This window comes from Streptomyces sp. CBMA152 (assembly GCF_014596475.1).
Lineage (GTDB): Bacteria > Actinomycetota > Actinomycetes > Streptomycetales > Streptomycetaceae > Streptomyces.
In genome coordinates this window covers 1-14,113 of sequence record NZ_MECJ01000026.1, presented here as the reverse complement: position 1 = coordinate 14,113, position 14,113 = coordinate 1, and the positions used below count along the sequence as shown (strand labels likewise).

The 14,113-nt window shown below is 68.6% G+C and carries 15 protein-coding genes and 3 pseudogenes; 10 read left to right on the top strand and 8 right to left on the bottom strand.

The genetic code is table 11. The features are described from left to right. The first annotated feature begins 4 nt into the window (after window positions 1-4). Entirely contained in the window at window positions 5-1,141 is a 1,137-nt protein-coding gene (locus BG418_RS22620) for a methyltransferase domain-containing protein (protein WP_188275795.1), read from the top strand. Window positions 1,142-1,210: 69 nt separating this feature from the next. Next, window positions 1,211-1,531 (top strand): hypothetical protein, encoded by a 321-nt coding sequence (locus BG418_RS40035; RefSeq protein WP_223185305.1) that lies wholly within the window; start codon window positions 1,211-1,213, stop codon window positions 1,529-1,531. Window positions 1,532-1,571: 40 nt separating this feature from the next. Here BG418_RS40035 and BG418_RS40030 read toward each other — a convergent pair. Beyond that, window positions 1,572-1,757 (bottom strand): annotated as a pseudogene (locus tag BG418_RS40030) (hypothetical protein); the annotation flags it as partial. A gap of 659 nt (window positions 1,758-2,416) precedes the next feature. Between BG418_RS40030 and BG418_RS22610 the strand changes: the two are divergent. The 4 genes and pseudogenes from BG418_RS22610 to BG418_RS22595 all read left to right on the top strand — a co-directional run bounded on the left by BG418_RS22610 (window position 2,417) and on the right by BG418_RS22595 (window position 4,351). Next, on the top strand, window positions 2,417-2,767 hold the full coding sequence (locus tag BG418_RS22610; RefSeq protein ID WP_188275793.1) for a hypothetical protein: 351 nt from the start codon (window positions 2,417-2,419) through the stop codon (window positions 2,765-2,767). A 99-nt stretch (window positions 2,768-2,866) separates the two neighbouring features. Beyond that, a pseudogene (locus BG418_RS22605) lies at window positions 2,867-3,352 on the top strand (hypothetical protein); the annotation flags it as partial. Continuing rightward, window positions 3,273-3,773, top strand: a complete 501-nt coding sequence (locus BG418_RS40025) for a transposase (RefSeq protein ID WP_398999855.1) — start codon at window positions 3,273-3,275, stop codon at window positions 3,771-3,773. The pseudogene BG418_RS22605 and the gene BG418_RS40025, both read left to right, overlap by 80 nt. Window positions 3,774-4,123: 350 nt before the next feature. Continuing rightward, complete coding sequence (locus tag BG418_RS22595) at window positions 4,124-4,351, top strand: hypothetical protein (protein WP_188275791.1); 228 nt, start codon at window positions 4,124-4,126, stop codon at window positions 4,349-4,351. Window positions 4,352-4,469: 118 nt separating this feature from the next. Here the strand turns inward: BG418_RS22595 and BG418_RS22590 are convergent, their stop codons facing one another. Beyond that, window positions 4,470-5,891, bottom strand: a complete 1,422-nt coding sequence (locus BG418_RS22590) for a PLP-dependent aminotransferase family protein (protein ID WP_188275790.1) — start codon at window positions 5,889-5,891, stop codon at window positions 4,470-4,472. Window positions 5,892-5,938: 47 nt separating this feature from the next. Here BG418_RS22590 and BG418_RS22585 point away from each other — a divergent pair, with 47 nt between their 5' ends. Together BG418_RS22585 and BG418_RS22580 are read left to right on the top strand one after the other, a co-directional pair. Beyond that, entirely contained in the window at window positions 5,939-6,403 is a 465-nt protein-coding gene (locus tag BG418_RS22585; protein ID WP_188275789.1) for a carboxymuconolactone decarboxylase family protein, read from the top strand. Window positions 6,404-6,630: 227 nt separating this feature from the next. Beyond that, window positions 6,631-6,945 (top strand): annotated as a pseudogene (locus BG418_RS22580) (DUF6188 family protein); the annotation flags it as partial. A gap of 616 nt (window positions 6,946-7,561) precedes the next feature. Here the strand turns inward: BG418_RS22580 and BG418_RS22575 are convergent. The 3 genes from BG418_RS22575 to BG418_RS22565 all read right to left on the bottom strand — a co-directional run bounded on the left by BG418_RS22575 (window position 7,562) and on the right by BG418_RS22565 (window position 10,214). Then, window positions 7,562-8,314 (bottom strand): SDR family NAD(P)-dependent oxidoreductase, encoded by a 753-nt coding sequence (locus tag BG418_RS22575; protein ID WP_188275787.1) that lies wholly within the window; start codon window positions 8,312-8,314, stop codon window positions 7,562-7,564. An 80-nt stretch (window positions 8,315-8,394) separates the two neighbouring features. Further along, window positions 8,395-8,826, bottom strand: a complete 432-nt coding sequence (locus BG418_RS22570) for an Rrf2 family transcriptional regulator (protein ID WP_188275786.1) — start codon at window positions 8,824-8,826, stop codon at window positions 8,395-8,397. A gap of 467 nt (window positions 8,827-9,293) precedes the next feature. Continuing rightward, window positions 9,294-10,214 (bottom strand): hypothetical protein, encoded by a 921-nt coding sequence (locus BG418_RS22565; protein WP_188275785.1) that lies wholly within the window; start codon window positions 10,212-10,214, stop codon window positions 9,294-9,296. A 420-nt stretch (window positions 10,215-10,634) separates the two neighbouring features. On the opposite strand from BG418_RS22565, the gene BG418_RS22560 reads away from it, so the two are divergent. Further along, window positions 10,635-10,895, top strand: a complete 261-nt coding sequence (locus BG418_RS22560) for a hypothetical protein (RefSeq protein ID WP_188275784.1) — start codon at window positions 10,635-10,637, stop codon at window positions 10,893-10,895. A 371-nt stretch (window positions 10,896-11,266) separates the two neighbouring features. On the opposite strand, the gene BG418_RS22555 is transcribed toward BG418_RS22560, so the two are convergent. The 3 genes from BG418_RS22555 to BG418_RS22545 form a co-directional block, all read right to left on the bottom strand. Next, on the bottom strand, window positions 11,267-11,608 hold the full coding sequence (locus BG418_RS22555) for a hypothetical protein (RefSeq protein ID WP_188275783.1): 342 nt from the start codon (window positions 11,606-11,608) through the stop codon (window positions 11,267-11,269). Between the two features lie 9 nt (window positions 11,609-11,617). Further along, complete coding sequence (locus BG418_RS22550; RefSeq protein ID WP_188275782.1) at window positions 11,618-12,067, bottom strand: hypothetical protein; 450 nt, start codon at window positions 12,065-12,067, stop codon at window positions 11,618-11,620. A gap of 324 nt (window positions 12,068-12,391) precedes the next feature. After that, window positions 12,392-13,642: a hypothetical protein gene (locus BG418_RS22545; protein WP_223185304.1), complete on the bottom strand. Its 1,251-nt coding sequence runs from the start codon at window positions 13,640-13,642 to the stop codon at window positions 12,392-12,394. A 169-nt stretch (window positions 13,643-13,811) separates the two neighbouring features. On the opposite strand from BG418_RS22545, the gene BG418_RS22540 reads away from it, so the two are divergent. Then, the gene (locus tag BG418_RS22540) at window positions 13,812-14,069 is read left to right on the top strand and encodes a hypothetical protein (protein ID WP_188275828.1); all 258 of its coding nucleotides are present in this window, start codon (window positions 13,812-13,814) and stop codon (window positions 14,067-14,069) included. Window positions 14,070-14,113 lie beyond the last annotated feature (44 nt).

Below are 14,113 nucleotides of genomic sequence, written 5' to 3'. Positions count from 1 at the left end.
CGCCTTGAACTGGGAAACCCACGCCCGCGCTCTCGCGGCCGACACGGTCCACCCCGCTTCCCGCTGGCATGACCCGCTCGCCTCCACGCCCCGGCACCTGTTCGTGCCGCGCTGGTGGGAGTGGGTCGACGACGGCCGGGTCGTTCGTGACGGTCCCGAAGACGTTGAACGGTGGCTGAACGCGGCCTACAGCAACGACACCTTGGTCACGCGGCTGGGGCCGCTGCACGCCGATCAGGCCGCACCCGGCCAGATCGTCCCGCCCGGCACATGGCCCACGTCGTCCTCCACGCTGCCCTCGCTGGTGGTGGCGATGTACCGGCACGCGATGATCACGGACGACTGCGATGTCCTGGTCACCACAGGTTCGGGGTACGGCACGGCGCTTGCCTGCCGGCGTCTGGGGGATCAGCACGTCACCTCCGTGGACGTCGACCCCTATCTCGTGAAGGCCGCGACCGAGCGTTGCGACTCGATCGGCCTGCACCCCCGCACGGTGGTCTGTGACCTCACCGGCCCTCTGCCGGGGACGTACGACCGCATCGTGTCCACCGTCGCCGTCCGGCACATCCCCGCGTCGTGGCTGGTGGCCTTGCGGCCGGGCGGGCGGTTGGTGACGACGATCGCCGGTACCGGCCTGATCGTTGTCGCGGACAAGACCGAAGACGGCGGCGCGAGCGGACTCACCTCCATTGACACGGCCTCGTTCATGCGGACCCGCCACGGCGCCGACTACGACGACAAGCCCGCCCTGAACGACCTGTTCGCACACGCCCGGCAAGCCGACGGCGACATCACCACCAGCCGCTACCCACTGCTGTATGTGCCGGACACGTGGGATGTGCGGTCCATGCTCGAACTGATCGCCCCCGGGATCGACCACCGCCAGGACCACGACGGCGAGACGCGCACCGTGTATCTGGTCCACGAGGACGGCTCTTGGGCGCGGGCCACCGCCACGGGGACCTACGGGGTTCCCCAAGTTCACCAGGGCGGCCCGCGCCGTCTGTGGGATCAGCTGGAGAAGATCCGCAACTGGTTGAACGTGGACGGCGGCTTGCCCGTCTACGGGGCCCGGGTAGTGGTGACCCCCGACGGCGTCACCACGCTGTCCCGGAGCGGATGGACGGCGACGCTGTGAACGACAAAAGCGCGGCGCCTGGTCGGCGGCATCGCGGTCTGCTTCCAGGCTCGAGACGGAGGGGGAGAGATGAGCAGGAGTGATCGTCCTGTTGGTGCGCAGGCGGCTGTCGACCGGTGCGATGCCGCGTTCGTGGCCGGGGACGTCGACACGGCGGTCGGGGAGTTCACCACGGTGCTGCGCCGGACCACGCCCGCTGACCGTGAACGTCTGATCGCCAACATGGTGAAGGCACTTCAGGACCGACGGCCGGACACCACAGCGCGACCGCAGACGCGGGCCCTGTTCCCGGTCTCGGTCGCTGCCGGTCGCTCTCGGGAGCCGCGCCCGTGGTGTGTCCCGGCCATTCCGTGGAAGGCGCTGTTGCGCGGTCGATGGCGGCCGGGGTAAGCGTCGGCAGTGTGGGCAGCGGTCCGCGCGGCGGTGGCCGCGTGTCTTCGACCACCACTTTCAGGGCGTTGAGCTGCTTGAGCTGGTAGGCGACCGACGACGTGCTGGACAGGCCGACGGCTGCGGCGAGTTCGCGGACCGAGGGTGCTTCGCCGTGGTCGGTGACCCAGTTCCGGGCGGCGCGGGTGAGGCGTGTCTGGGTTTCGGTGAGGTGGCGAGCACTCATGCCGATCTGCCGGTGCCGGTGTGGGTCGTACGAGGTTCTTCAGTGCCATCCGCGCGCTGGGTGTGGCCCCGGCCGGGGTGCGCCAGTAGGAGTGGGCAGCGATGCGGACGGACAACTGCTGGAGCCGCCGCCGGTGGGCAGCCTTTCCGGCGTGGTCGACGGTCGGGTCGGCCCGGCCAAGAGGAACGTCCTGATGTCGATGTCAAGCCGGCGCCCTGTGCCCGCGGTTGGTGTCGCCGCGGTCCTCGAACAAGTGGGCTGCCCCCTGTGAATGGCGACCGCACCCGCGATGGAAGGGGCGCCCCGCGCTTCGTGCTCGTGTTCCCTGCTGTGCGCCGGGCTGGAGATGAAGGCCCTGGCCGAGCGTGTCCCCGGCCTGCGGGTGCTCGTCTGTGGAGACCCGTGGGCCGCGGCGGGCTCGCCGAGCGGCTGGGCCGGGACGAGGCGTGTCTGCCTCATCTCGGCTCGGTAACTGGCCTTCCAGCTGGAGAACTTCACCCTTTTCGGGTGTTTATATGCTGATGTGTTGAGATGAGGTATGGGGTATCGGCATGCTCGGAGTGCAACGGCGGCGGACGATCTGTCGTCGACTGCACTGTCCCGGTCGCGGCGGCTGTCCTCCATCCGCGGGCAGCCGCCTTCCGTGAGAAAGGCCCAGCATGCCCAACATCACTGCCGCAGGCCGCACCGCCGCAGGTTCCGGCTGGCAGCAGTACGTCGACAGCAACGGCCAGACGACCGACTACGCGATCTACATCGACATCGACACCACCGTCGGTGGCTTCATCCCCAGCCAGGACATCCCCACCTACACCGCCTCGCTGGGCGGTGACAGCCGCATGTGGGACTCCAACGGCGCCCAGTGTGTCTACCAAGCCACCCACACCGGCTTCCGTATCTACCTGCGCGCCAATTTCCGGGATGCGAAGGACGAGGACCAGGAGCTCGACGTGGCGTTCGCCCAGGCGAACAACTGGTTCATCAACTGGCAAGGCATCCAGCAATTCTGACCCGGGCGTTCCGTGCAACGGTGGTGGCCCGCGCCTGCCGGGTGAGGGCCACTCCTTGGTTGATCGCGTTCTGCGAGACAGGGCCGTGCCCTTACGGCGATGCGGTTTGGAACGGCGTCTTGTCCCAGATCATGGCTCACAGGACATGGGTCTGCCGACGCGCCAAGGCCCCCGTGCAGCCGGGGCCCTGGCTCCCTTCCCGGAGGTCCCGTGTCTGCAACGCCCCAGATCGTTGTCACCTCGTACGGTGCCCGCTGGAGTGACCCGCCCCGCCTTGACGGGCCGGTGCTCAAGCTCGATGTGTCCGGCACGTTGTGGGATCCGGCTGCGCACGCCATCACCCGGGGCCTGGTCCCGCTGACGGGACTCGATCCGGCCGTACGCGATCACGTCCTTGCGACTCCGGGTGCTGCCGCTCTGATCGAAGGTGCCGGCAGCGACGTCCTGGTGGTGCGCGAGGGTCGTGTCGACGGCGGGCCGGTCCACCTGGACGTGCACTGTTGGTATGGCCGCCACCGTGCCCCGGCTGTTGCCGAAGCCGTCGCTTCGTGGCTTCGCGAACACGGCGCGGACGTCGAGGTGGTGCACCGGCATATCGGGCGTCCGCTGGTCCACCGCGACCCCACCGTGGGCGCCACGTGCGGGTTCTGCCGGTTCATCGCGGGCACCGAGCCCGCCACCGTGGTGCGCGCATGGGACGGACGACGCGATCGCGATCGTGCCGCGCGGCGGGGTGACCGCCGGGCACACCCTGGTCATCCCGCGCCGCCACGTCGACAACGCCGTCGTCGACCCCATCACAGCCGCTCAGCTGGTCGCACTCCAGGCGCTTCCGCTCCGAAGTCGCGTTCGCCGCCTTGCCGGTGTCGCACCGATCCCCGCGTTCTCCGGACTGACCAACCGGCACCGGATCAGCCGCAGCGGTGACCGGCAGCTGAATCGGGCACTGCACACCATCACGCCAATACAGTGCAACGGGGGCGAGCGAGGGGTTCGGGCGGCGTGAGTTCAGGGGTGTGAAAGATGGTCGTGCGGTGCCACCGGCCGTACGGGTGGTGCGCATTGTGGGCGGTCGGGCCGATGAGCCAGGGTGAGTGGGCACCTGGTCAAGACGGATCGGGGTCGACAGATCGGATGAGCCGTGACCCTGCGTTTGCGTCATGCCGCTGCCCTGGCCGTTGTCGCGTCATGCGGCATGGCCCTGCTGATCGCCCCCGCCCAAGCCACTTCCGTTGCCACCTCCCACAGCGTCACGGTCCAGGCCCCATCGGGCTCCGTTCCCAGGCTTGGCATCACCAAGGCCGAAACCTCGGCGACGGCTGCTCGGGCGCCTGCGGAGACATCGTCGGCGTCAAGATGGTGGAACTGGACCCGAACGGACCTGCCGCCAAGGCTGGGTTGGAGCGGGCTGACACCCTCGACTTCATCGACAGCAAGGGCACGTACGGAGGCGGTACGCATCTCGACCGCGGCATCGACCAGCTGAACTCGGATCTCGCGAAGCGCCCGGAGGGCGCGCAAGTGAGGTTCGAGGTAACCAAGAACAGCGCCAGGGAGGCCTACCCCGTGGTCACACTCAACTGACAGCCGCTGGAGTTCGTCGTCCTTGGCGGCCAGGGTGGACAGCAGGAGTTGGTCGTGCTGTCCGCGTCCGGCGTGCCGGGTGCGGTGTCGGCGTACGGCTGCGTTTGTGCCCCGATGCTCACGGCCTGGGTGGAAGGATCTGGCAGAGCGCGTCGAGGGCGGCGGCGTAGGCGTGGTCCGGCGGCGTGGCGTAGCCGACGACCAGGCCGTCGAACGGGACCGTCGCGGCGTCGGGGTGGCGGTAGCCGGCGAGGCCGTCGAGCGCGAGGCCCGTCCAGGAGGCGGCCTTCACCGTGGAGGTCTCGGTGCCCGGCGGCAGGCGCAGCACCGCGTGCAGACCTGCGGCGATCCCGGTGACCTCGATGTGCGGCGTCTGCTCGGCGAGCGCGGCGGCCAAGCGGTTGCGGCGGTCACGGTAGCGCTGGCGCATCTGCCGGATGTGCCGGTCGTAGGCCCCGGAGGTGATCAGGTCCGCGAAGGTGAGCTGGTCAACCACGCTGGTCCAGCGCTCGCGCTGACCCTTCGTCGCCAGGACGGGATCGACCAGCCGTTCCGGCAGCACCATCCAGCCCAGCCGAAGCGCGGTCGACACACTCTTGCTGGCCGACCCGACGTACAGCACGTGGTCGGGGTCCAGCGCCTGGACCGCACCGACCGGTTCGCGGTCGTACCGGAACTCCCCGTCGTAGTCGTCCTCGATCACCACGCTGCTTTGGGCGCGCGCCCAGTCGACCGCCGCGTTGCGCCGTGCCGGGTCGAGAGGCCCCCCGACGGGGAACTGGTGGGCCGGGGTCAGCAGCGCAGAGCGAACACCGCGATGTCCGGCCAGTTCCTCGGTCCTCGTGCCGTGGTCGTCCAGGCCGAGCGGTACCGTCCGTACGCCTTCGGCTGCCAGCAGGGCCCGGTGGAACGCCAGGCCGTACGCCTCGACCGCCAGCGTGCCGCGCAGGACGCCGCCGCCGAACAACAGGCGCAGCGCGTCGGAAAAGCCCGAGCAGATCACGATGCGGTCCGGGCCGGTCCGAACCCCTCGGACGCGGGCGAGGTAGTCCGCGAGCGCCTTTCGCAGTTCGATCCGGCCCTGGGGGTCGCCCGGCCCGAAGGCGTCGCTGGGCGCGGCGGTGAGCGCACGACGGGTCGAGACCGACCACGCGTTCCTCGGGAACGAGGAGGCATCCGGCTGCCCCTGCATCAGATTGTGGGCGGGGGCGCTGGAACCGGGTGCCGCCTTCTTGGGCAGGCGGGCCGGCTTGGCCGGTACGGCGCGCTCCGCGACCCGGGTGCCCGAACCCTGGCGGGCGGTCAACCAGCCCTCGGCGACCAGTTCCGCGTAGGCATCGGCGACCGTGTTCCGCGCGAGGCCAAGGTCGGCCGCAAGCGACCGGTAGGGCGGCAGCCGGACCCCCGCACCCAGCCGCCCGTCCTGGACCGCCTCACGCAGTGCCTGCGCGAGCGCAGCGCGGCGCGGTCCGGTCGCGGCCAGCTCGAGGTGCAGGTCGGCACCGATGCGCTCGGCGGAATTGACCCAAGATCCAGGCATCTGAATGCACCCCTCCAGCGGTCTGTGGACTCTCTACATTAGTGATCATGACGAACGCCATCGCCCCCCGAGTCAACTTCGCCGCCGCCGCACCCAAGGCGTTCAAGGCCCTCATCGGTTTCGACGCCGCCGCCCGCGAGGGCCTGGACCCCGCACTGGTCGAGCTGATCCAGATCCGTTCCTCCCAACTCAACGGCTGCGCCTACTGCCTCCACATGCATGTCAGCGACGCCCGCAAGGCGGGCGAGGACGACCTGCGGCTGCACATGGTTGCGGTCTGGCACGAGGCCAAGCACCACTTCTCCGCCAAGGAACAAGCCGCTCTCGCACTGACCGAAGCGGTGACACTGGTCGCGGCCGACGGCGTCCAGGACGAGGTGTACGCACAAGCCGCCTCCCAGTTCGACGAGACCGAACTCGCCCACGTCCTCGCCGTCATCTTCACGATCAACACCTGGAACCGCCTCGCCCTGAGCACCGGCAAGGTCGCCGGCACCGACGAACGCCGCTAAGGACCTCGTGCATGGTGGGCCATGGCCCGTCGAGGTGCGTGTCGTTGTCGGTGTTCACGCTCGAAGGCCGTGGCCGAGGGTGGCGGTCTGCTGGTGTGAGAGCAGTGCGGCGACGGCTTGGACGATGTCACTCATGCGCTGACGGTTCCTGATGTCGGTGTCGCCCACAAGGCCCGAGGGAGACGCTGCGGAGAAGGACCGTGTCGTGCCTGTGACACCGTGTCCGCGTGACGCGATCCGACGTAGTAGAACTTGATGACCGCTGGCGGCTTCCGCTCGCCGGCCTCGCCGTCAGCCAGTTGCGGGTGGACCACCAGCTGTGCCTGCGGCTGGGCGAAGACGCCTGGGTCAGCGTAGAAGCCGACGCCGCACTCGAAGAGGAAGGCGGCGGCCCGGCGACGCCGCTCGTTCCCGAGCGGCAGGCGTTAGCCGCCGCCCTGGGACTGTTCGGCATGACGGTCACCGACGTGACCGCCTTCAAGGACGGGCGCCTGGTCGTGGAGTTCGACAAGCGCGCCCGGCTCACCGTCGCGGCCCGGCCCCCACTTCGAAGTCTGGAACATCACCGGCCCGAACAACCTGCGCGTGGTGTGCACGCCGGGCGGTGACCTCGCCATCTGGCAGTGAAGACCGCGCGAACTCGCCCGCTCAGCTGCTGATCGCGGGCGAGGGATCGTCGAACTCACGCCAGTACGACGGCTCGCCCAACAGCGGTGCCTCACTCCCGCCCGTCAGAGATCGAGGCGCTGGATGAGGCCCGCGATAACTGAGATATCACCCGGCGCTGGTAGCGCTGCGATCAAGTGACCCGGCGGCGCGCCTCTCAGGAACAGCTTCGTGCCCCAGCCCAGTGCCGTGACCGCAACAGGCGTCAGCGGACCGTCAGAAACGGAGTCCGGGACGACGATGATAGGGCTCGTTGAAATTCCCCACCCTGTGCTCGGGGTGCGGGACAGACCTGCTCACTTGATCTCCCCACCCTCAGAGCGTTGACCTGCGATGGAGCGTCAGGGCTCCGGAGTCGCCCGTCAGTCAGCAGCACTTCGGGTCGGACCGGGCTGTCCAAGGGACCTGTCCACGGTCCTCCGGCCCTGCAGGGGCTGCCGCTTGGGCAGACGCCGGGGCGTCGTCACAGGGCCGCGAGTCGCCGAGGCTGCGTCAGAGTTGGGTTGCGCCGCCGTCGACGAAGAGTTCGGCACCGGTGGTGAACGAGCTCTGGTCGGCCGCGAGGTAGAGGGCGGTGGCGGCGACCTCCCCGGGTCGGCCGACGCGACCGAGGGGGGTCGGTGCGGCATGCTCGGCCGCCGCAGACTGCCCACCTTGCGGCATGGCGGCCCGCAGCTCGTCGGCCCCGGGGGTCTCGACGGGACCGGGAGTCAGGGCGTTGACCCGGATCCCGCGATCGGCCAGCTCGGCAGCCCAGGTACGCGCCAGGCTCCGGATCGCGGCCTTTGTGGCGGCGTAGACGCCGAGGCCCGGAGCCGCTCGTAGCGCGGCGCTGGAGGAGAGCAGGATCACCGAGGCTCCGGCCGACAGCAGCGGCAGGGCCTTTTGGACGGTGAAGACGGTGCCCTTGAAGTTGATGGAGGTGGTGCGCTCGTATTCCTCTTCGGTGATCTCCCCCAGTGGGCCGTAGTCCCCGACGCCGGCGTTGGCCAGGACGATGTCCAGCCGGCCGCTGCGCTCGGTGATCTCGGCGAACAGCCGGTCGAGGTCGTCCAGATTCGACGCGTCGCTCTGGATGCCGATGCCGCGCGGGCCGACCAGTGCGACGGCAGCGTCCAGTTCGGCCTTGCGGCGGCCGGTGAGGTAGACGGTCGCCCCCTCTGCGGCGAACCGGCGGGCGGTGGCGAGGCCGATGCCGGTCGATGCACCGGTCACCAGGGCGGTCTTGTGCTCCAGCAGTCCCATGTCGTTCTCCAGTCCTAGAGGTAACCATCTTTGTTACATTTATGGGCGGAAAAACATCCCCGCAAAGGGGAGCGGTCGGATCAGGTTGCTTTGAGGACGTCCCGCAGGACGTCTTCCAGCGTCGTTCTCGCCAGCTCCTTGCGGAGGGCCGCTTCGATCTCGTCGTAGACAGCGGTCATCGCCGGCCCGATGCCGTGACCCACGACGCACTCCGGGTCGGGGGTCGAGCGATGCAGGGCGAAGATCGGCCCCACCTCGACCGCCTCGTAGACATCGAGAAGGGTGATGTCCGCCAGGTCTCGCGAGAGCATCCAGCCGGCCCCCGCGCCTCGCCGCGAGTCGACCAGTCCGGCCTTGCGCAGTTCGGCCAGCAAGCGGCGGATCACCACCGGATTGGTGTTGACGCTCGTCGCGATCTGCTCGGAGGTGGCAACCTCATGGCCACGGCGCTGATAGAGCCCGATCCAGGTCAGGGCGTGTGCCGCGATCGTCAGTCTGCTGTTGGCGCTCACGCCGCACCTCCCTTGCCTTGAAGCAACAGTAATAGTTACAACAGAACCTGGCAAGCCTCTCCGGGACGTCCCGTTCGGACCGCGCCCGGAACCGTTCCCGGGCGTGGTGGAGCGCGGTCGTCAGGCAGCGCTGCTCATGAACGGAGCCGGTGGCGACCTGGCCGACGGCGGCAGGAGACGGGAACGTGGTTTCGTTGAACGCGGGAGCAGTGACAGTCTTGGCGATTGCCCAGAAGCACGACGAGGATCTTCCAGGCCGGCCCGGAGACCCCGAGGGGATGGGTGCTCGTGGCCCTGGCTCTGAGACAGGGTGGGCGGAGCCCATCGCGCAGCGACGCCGCAGGCGCCCTTGACCGACCGGGCCGGCCCTGACCCTACGGAGACGGGCGACTCCGGCCTTCGATGCACGCGCAACCAAGTGGGGAATCGGGAGCGGGCCTGGCCGTTTTCGCCGATCCTCATCAGCTTCAGCTGAAGGCCGTGTTGTTCATCTCGGTGATGGTCCGGCGTCGGCGGTCGTCGAATGTGCGGCCCCACTTGGTGTTGGAGTAGTACACGAGGTCTCCTGTGCCGGGTTCCCGGAAGTCGATGGTGCAGCCGATGTCGGTGTGGGTGTGGTCGCACAGGCAGGTGCACCTCTTGTGATCGACTTTCCAGCCCAGTCCGGTGGGGCCGTCACCGAGGAGCCGGATGAGGTCGGGGCACGGCGGGCCGTCGGTCGTCTCCAGCCTGAAGCCGCCGATGGAGCTCCATGCGTCGGTGCCGTTGATCGGGCCGGGTCCGGCGGTTGCACGGATGCGGCGCAGCAGGGGCGAGAACAGTGAGGCCGGCTCGAAGGGCGATGTCACGGCCGCGGTGTAGGCGGCTCGTTCTGTTGGTGTCCAGTCCGGCTCGTCTTGGAGCAGGTCGTAGTAGTTGGTGGCGAACCGGTCGGCGATGCGTTCCCACCAGCGGGGGTTGAAGCCGGTCAGGTCAATGCGGGCCGGCATCCCGGGGCGGTACAGGCAGATGCTGCTGCCTTCGCGGCGGTAGCGCAGCCCGGGCACGCCGGAGACAGCGTCGCGGGGATCGCTGGGGCAGTCGGTGTTCAGGCGGGGCAGGAGGTACTCGGCCCAATAGTGGATGACGTACGGCTCGGCAAGGAGGCGGAGGGTGAGCTGGTCCTGTGCGGGACGCACCTGGACGATGCCCAGCGGGTGCGGCGAGAGCCCGCCGATCTTGCACCAGGCGAGGAAGAGCGCGGCCTCCAGCTGTGCCTGTTCCGGGTGTCGGGCCGAAGGGATGGTGAGCGGCTGGTCGGCATCCGTGAGGAATGCGTGGAGCGCTTGATGGGACTCGCCGGTGCTGCGGCGGCGGTCTTCGGTGAGGGCCAGGGCGGCCTGAGGCATCGTAGTTGCTGTTCCGCGCCGGACCGGCCCCCGGCGGCGAGGCGCTTGGGTGAGATGCGCTGGCCGTGTCGTACGCGTGGTGATGCCTCTGGCCGGTCCTCGGTGAAGAGCTGCGGGGGCTTCTGCTTCACGCGGCCGGGCGTTCACGAGCCCGGGCACATCCAAGCCTGCGGCGAGCCGCTGGATCAAGGCGCCACAGCGGGCCGTGACCCCATCGGGTGAGGAAGGGGCCGGAGAGGCCGCACTGGGCGAGGCGACTTGGGAAGGTCCCATGGCGGCCAGGCCGGCCTCGCCGTCGACGCATCGCGGGCCACATTCAGCTGCAGGGGAGGACGACGGAACAGACGTCGTGCGGAAGTACGGGCGCGATATTGTGCAGTCTTCTTATCTGCGGTTTCGTGATCTGGCAGGAGTACCCGCGTGCCCGAGGGCCCCATCGCCCACAGCGAGCTCGCTGCCCTGACGCGACGCTTCGAAGAGGTCGCTGAGAAGCACGACCGAGAGTTCGGGATCATCAAGTCCGACCTCACCGCGGTACGTCTCCAGGTCGGCAACCTGGACCAGAAGGCGGACTGTCTCGACGGCCGTCTTGAACCTCTTGGCCAGCAGATGAACCGCAACCAGACCCAGATCATCAACCTGCTCACCGAGCTCGTCGGCCGGCGCCCCGACGCCAGCTGACTCCCCGGGCCCGGCACCCTCTGCCCGTACGCGGGACGGCCCCGAAGCAGAATGTGTCTGATCGGGGCCGTCACGCGTACGGGGTCAGTTTCCGGTGCGGGGGTGTTCCTGGCGGGCCTGGACCAGGCCGCGCTATGCGGAGCGGACGTGTTCTTCGCTCTCGGTCCAGCGGGTGGCCGATGGCCCTGGCAGGGGCGCCGTCGGTCTTCCAGATGCCGCTCTCCTCCCGCGCGGTCGCGGGATCCGGCGGCAAGGTCTCGGCCGCGGCAACCAGATCGGCCTTGGAGTCAGCAACCAGCCGGTGAAGAAAACAGCGGGACGTATATTCAGAAGTCTGTCGCCTGCTATCGCGGGCCGCTGCGGGTGCCTGGTCACCCTATCCTGCGAGGAATTTCCGGAATGTTAGGCGCGGTCTTCCGAGTGTGCCACCACTCGATCACATTGGCCTGAACCATGAGGGTCAACCAGCGATAGGCTTCTGCTGGCGCATCAGCGCGGGCCGCATCGGCATCACTTCCGGAAATATCCAGACGCAGGATCCATTTCTCCCTGCCTCCGCTATGCACTGTCACAGACACATGCATCGACAGCGTGAGCTTTTCGGCGTCGCCGTAAAGAGATATTTCCGAAAGTCTAAATTCCGGGTCTCCTGCCCCGCCGAAGCTTTCCGACAACGCGGACTGAAAACCGGCGGGGACAGTGACTTGTTCCATGAATTTACCCTAGCAGGCGGAAGGGTTCTTGGTGTGGGCTATCGAGGTGATGTGCCCCGGCTGGTAGTACGCGGTGATGATGCCCTGCGGCCGAACCCCGGTTCCACCCAGCGCACCATCGTTGAACACGACCTTGAACGCCATCGGCGGGCACTGGCTCAGGTTGGTGTAGTAGAACCCGAAGCTCTGGCTCCCCCGGGCTACCGTATTGGCGATCTGACTGTCCTCGAAGCCATGCTTCGCGGCAAGGTGGCGATATCCCCAAGTCGACGTCCCGCAGCGCAACGGGACAGCCTGGAAGTTCCTCGTGTAGGTCTTGATGACGAACGTCTCAGACTTCCCTGCGCACGGGTCGGCGGTGGCCGCCGCGTTCGACGGCGCCGCAGATGAGAAAAGTAGAGCGGATGCAGAAATACCGAGCGCTGCCCCGATCGAAGAAACGCGACGAGCAAGCCTCATCAGATCCCCTTTTATACTCGAACACTTGTTCCTACCCGGTGAACGCTACCGGTGGCAACTCGTCGAGCGCCACCACGTTTTCGGTCTGGCCTAATCCCGTTGAATGGATGAGATCAAGACGTTTTCCAGTTGGCTGGATAGGTTGGCGTCCGGCATCTGCCGATAAAACAATTTGCGCCGCCGCAGGTCGGCAAACTCGACTCCCGTCGCGCCGGTTCCTCAAGCCGGGGCCGTCGCCTTCGGGGAGTTGCGCGCGGCGGGCGTGGCGCGTTGGCGGGTGGCTGTCCCGGGATCAGTCGTCCGGGGCGAGATAGTGCTTGTGGTTCAGCGTCGACGGCCGAATGGCCACCAGCTCCGACGGGTGCGGCTGCGGGGCGGGGCAGCTGGTTGTGGCGGTAGAGGCGGGCGTGCCGGGGGCGTGGGGTGAGGTGGTACCGGATCCGGTACACCCGGACCGGGCGGGGACGTCGGCATGGGCGCAGCGGGAGAGACCGCAGACGTCGGCATCGCCGCCGTGGGTGGGGCGTGGACTGGCAGGGGAGCGGTTGGTGGCGGTGCGCTGGGCCGCGGCCGGGGGGAGGGGGCGGCAGCCCGCCGCGGTGCGGGCTTGCGGGTGGCTGCCGCGCGGGTCTGCCGCAGGACACGCTGGGCGAGGGAGAGCGGCGGTGGGCAGGCGGGCGGGCTGCTCGGGCCGGTGGCGGCGTCGTAGGTCCAGTGCGCGAGCTGCCAGTGTTTTTCGGCGAACATCTGGAGCTCGGGCCTGCCCCTGCGGGGTGTCCAGACCTTCCAGACGCCGACGGCCAGGACAAAGGCTCCGACCGTGAGCGGGGCGAGGAGGCTGGCGTGTTCGGACCGGACGCGTACGGTGAAGCCGTGCCCGTCGGCGAGCCGGAGGACCGGCCGGTCCTGGCTGTCGTGCTCGACAGCGGTGACACGGCCGTAGACGGCTACCGGGTACCCGGGCTTCATCCCGCCGGTCAGACGTGCGTACAGGCGGGCCTGGTCGCCGGGCAGCGGACCGTGGCAGAACTCGCCCCAGTCCACCGCCTTGGTCTCTCCGGGGCGGCGCACCTTGAACTGGGCGACCACCTCGTCGTCGAAGTCGTGTTTCTGCAGGAACCGGGCGATGACGACCGCGCTATTGATCACTGGGGGCAGCAGCGGCCGCACCGTGGAGATGTCCATGTTGACCCGTTTGACGGGGGCAGGGGAGTCGGCATCGATGACGGGTGTGGCGGCGCCGAATTGGCCCGGGTCGTCGGGCAGCACCAGGTGCAGTTCGTCGCCTTCGATGACGGCCACGCCCTGGGATCCGTGCGCGATCTTCTGCAGGACTTCGGTGGGGTTGAGGGGGCAGGTGTCCTCGTGCTGCCGGTCCGCAGTGAGCCGGAACAGCGCGCCCCGGGGAGCGCGGCCCACTGTGGTGCGCTGGGAGACCACCGGCGTCATACAGAACGCGCAGATCAGCGGGATCTTGTCGCGGCGCCACCAGGGCTCGTCGTCGGTCTCGTACGCGAAGACCTTTGTGCCGATCCTGCCGTGCTGGTAAAGGCTGCTTTGTCCACCGCTTCCCACCCCCTGATCCACAGGGGATCACGAATGCCGGTGCACGGGAAGACAGCGCTGACGGACGCGTCTGCGCCCCGCAGCAGCCCGCCCTGGTCGAATCTCTGGCGGTCGTGGCCAGCACGCAGCGGGTACGGGTACGGGTACGTACCCTGTGGTTATGGGAAGGAGCACCACGATGCCGGACGCGAACATCAGAATCCCCGAAGAGGCCAAGGAGCGCTTGGCGGCGATTGCCGCGGGCGAGAAGATGTCACTGCGCGCCTACCTCGCGCACCTCGCCGACACCTTGCTGACCCCGGCCGAGCGCGCCGAGCAGGCCGAGAAGGCCCGTGCCGTGCTTGAGGCGTGGAACGGGTACGCGCCGAGCGCGGCCGAGCAGCGGGACCTGGACAGCGAGCTGGACCGGCGCCTGGCACAGGCGGGCGGCCGGTGAGCGGCAGCGTGCACATCGTCCTGGACGAGACGGCGATGGCCGCC

What these genes read in the sequence shown, in the direction of transcription:
- BG418_RS40035 (WP_223185305.1), top strand. Translation starts at nt 1,211, where the DNA reads ATGAGCAGGAGTGATCGTCCTGTTGGTGCGCAGGCGGCTGTCGACCGG.
- BG418_RS22610 (WP_188275793.1), top strand. Translation starts at nt 2,417, where the DNA reads ATGCCCAACATCACTGCCGCAGGCCGCACCGCCGCAGGTTCCGGCTGG.
- BG418_RS40025 (WP_398999855.1), top strand. Translation starts at nt 3,273, where the DNA reads ATGGCCGCCACCGTGCCCCGGCTGTTGCCGAAGCCGTCGCTTCGTGGC.
- BG418_RS22595 (WP_188275791.1), top strand. Translation starts at nt 4,124, where the DNA reads ATGGTGGAACTGGACCCGAACGGACCTGCCGCCAAGGCTGGGTTGGAG.
- BG418_RS22590 (WP_188275790.1), bottom strand. Translation starts at nt 5,891, where the DNA reads ATGCCTGGATCTTGGGTCAATTCCGCCGAGCGCATCGGTGCCGACCTG.
- BG418_RS22585 (WP_188275789.1), top strand. Translation starts at nt 5,939, where the DNA reads ATGACGAACGCCATCGCCCCCCGAGTCAACTTCGCCGCCGCCGCACCC.
- BG418_RS22575 (WP_188275787.1), bottom strand. Translation starts at nt 8,314, where the DNA reads ATGGGACTGCTGGAGCACAAGACCGCCCTGGTGACCGGTGCATCGACC.
- BG418_RS22565 (WP_188275785.1), bottom strand. Translation starts at nt 10,214, where the DNA reads ATGCCTCAGGCCGCCCTGGCCCTCACCGAAGACCGCCGCCGCAGCACC.
- BG418_RS22555 (WP_188275783.1), bottom strand. Translation starts at nt 11,608, where the DNA reads ATGGAACAAGTCACTGTCCCCGCCGGTTTTCAGTCCGCGTTGTCGGAA.
- BG418_RS22550 (WP_188275782.1), bottom strand. Translation starts at nt 12,067, where the DNA reads ATGAGGCTTGCTCGTCGCGTTTCTTCGATCGGGGCAGCGCTCGGTATT.
- BG418_RS22540 (WP_188275828.1), top strand. Translation starts at nt 13,812, where the DNA reads ATGCCGGACGCGAACATCAGAATCCCCGAAGAGGCCAAGGAGCGCTTG.